General features: G+C 70.3%; 1 protein-coding gene. It reads left to right on the top strand.

Features of this window, described 5'->3' with window-relative positions:
- The first annotated feature begins 149 nt into the window (after positions 1-149).
- Entirely contained in the window at positions 150-1,148 is a 999-nt protein-coding gene (locus tag PLL68_RS15545) for a stage II sporulation protein M (protein ID WP_324535642.1), read from the top strand.
- Positions 1,149-1,158 lie beyond the last annotated feature (10 nt).

Below are 1,158 nucleotides of genomic sequence, written 5' to 3'. Positions count from 1 at the left end.
GCGGCGACGCTCGCGACCGGCACCTCGACGGCCACGCCTTCGCCGGTGATCATGTCGTCCCCGGCGTAGCTGCGGTAGCCCCCCGGATCACTCACCTGCCGATGCTAACCCGACCGGCGGCCCCGGGCCCCGGCGGTTAGTCTTCACGGGTGGATCTCGACGCCTACCTCATGGTGCACCAGCCCCAGTGGAAGCGCCTCGAGGAGCTGTCCGGCCGCCGGCGTCTCAGCGGGGCCGAGGCCGATGAGCTGCTCGACCTCTACCAGCGGGTGTCGACCCACCTGTCGGTCGTGCGGTCCGCCAGCCCCGACCCCTCGGTCGTCAGCTACCTGTCCTCGGTGCTGGCCCGGGCCCGGGTCGCCTCGGCCGGCGCACGCACCTCGACGTGGTCGGACCTGCTGGCGTTCTTCACCCACACGTTCCCGGCTGCGCTGTACCGCACGCGCTGGTGGTGGCTCACGACGACCCTGGCAAGCGTCGCCCTGGCCGCGTTCGTGGCGTGGTGGGCCATCGACAACCCGCAGGTGTGGAGCAATCAGCTGACGCCTGCGGAGATCGAGGCGTACGTCGGCACCGACTTCGAGAACTACTACTCCGAGTACCCGCACGCCGAGTTCGGCACCCTCGTGTGGTTCAACAACGCCCGGGTCGCGGCACTGTGCATCGCGCTCGGGGTGCTCGGGCTGCCCGTGCTCTACGTGCTGGGCTCGAACGTCGTCTCTGTCGGGGTGGCTGCCGCCCTGATGATCAGCAACGACCGCGGTGCCCTGTTCTTCGGCCTGATCCTGCCGCACGGGCTGCTCGAGCTGACGGCTGTGTTCGTGGCGGCCGGGGTCGGGTTGCGGCTGTTCTGGTCATGGGTCGATCCCGGCCCGATGAGCCGGCTCGCCTCCTTCGCGAAGGAGGGGCGTACGGCCATCGCGATCTCGCTCGGGCTCGTCGTCGTGCTGTTCGTGAGCGGTGCCATCGAGGGTTTCGTCACGCCCTCGGGGTTGCCCACCTGGGCGCGGATCCTCATCGGGGTGGTCGCCGAGGCGCTCTTCTTCGCCTACGTGTTCGTGGTCGGGCGGGCCGCCGTTGCGCAGGGGGCCACAGGTGACGTGATGGCGCGCGATGCTGGTGACGTCGCCCCCGTCACCGCCGCCTGACCGGCATCCG

The sequence above is a fragment of the Ornithinibacter sp. genome (assembly GCF_035443565.1).
GTDB lineage: Bacteria > Actinomycetota > Actinomycetes > Actinomycetales > Dermatophilaceae > Fodinibacter.
This window is presented reverse-complemented; position numbering and strand designations above follow the sequence as displayed.